Raw genomic sequence first — 952 nt, forward strand, 5'->3', positions numbered from 1 at the left:
CTTCGAACTGCTGGCGGCTGGAGATCCGCCCTTGGGTTTCGATATCCAGGCGCAGCAACTGGTCGCGCATGCGCTCCAGCGTGGTTTCCATCTCGTTGAGCGCGAACTGCGCGTCATTGACCTGCTGCTCGATGCGCCCGCGGATGATCGAATGTTCGCCCGCCAGGTTGCCAAGGCCGTCGAGCAACTCGGCATCGACCTTGACCATGTCACCTGGCGCCCGCTCCGGAGCAGCCGCAGGTACATCATTGGCGGCGGCTTCAAGCGGCCCCTGACCGGCAGCGCTGTCAGTCAGGGCCGCGCTGCTGAAATTGCGAATGTAGTCGATCAGTGCCGTGGCGGCGTGCAGCGGCTGCCCAAGGCGCACGGCATCGAGCATGTGCGCCAGGCGGTCATGGCAGTTCTGCAGCAGTGCGAACAGCGGCGCGCTCGGCGGCAGCCGGCCAGCGGCCAACAGCTCGTAGAGAAACTCCAGTTCGTGGGCCAGGTCGCCGATAGGCGCAATCTCGACCATGCGCGCCACCCCCTTGAGGGTGTGCAGGTCGCGCATCAGGTTGTCCACCTCGACACTGCTGCGCGGGTCGGCCTGCCAGCGCGCCAGGGCTGCCGCGGCGCTCTCGACGATATCCGAGCTTTCTTCGAGGAACACTTCCAGCAACTCTTCGCCAGGGCTTTCCGGCTCTTCGCTCAGCGGCTCGGCCAACTCGGGCAACAAAGGGCCATGCGCCCCCCCCAGTCCCAGGGTATCGGCCAGGTCCATGTCCGGGTGCAACGGTGTGACCGTGTCGATGCCCACCAACCCGGTGGCATCCGGCGCCAGGGCTTGGTCCAGCAGGTTGCGCAAGCTGTCGACCAGCTCGGGACGGGGCGGAATATCCTGCCCGGCTGCCACTTCGTCGAGCATGTCCAGCAGGGCTTCATGCGCCTGCTGCGCCTGGGCGAAGAAGCGTCC

General features: G+C 66.3%; 1 protein-coding gene. It reads right to left on the reverse strand.

The features are described 5' to 3' along the window. A partial coding sequence (locus HP547_RS28965) for an Hpt domain-containing protein (RefSeq protein ID WP_172288929.1) occupies positions 1-952 on the reverse strand: 952 nt, incomplete at both ends.

This window comes from Pseudomonas sp. CM27 (genome assembly GCF_013179515.1).
Classification (GTDB): domain Bacteria; phylum Pseudomonadota; class Gammaproteobacteria; order Pseudomonadales; family Pseudomonadaceae; genus Aquipseudomonas.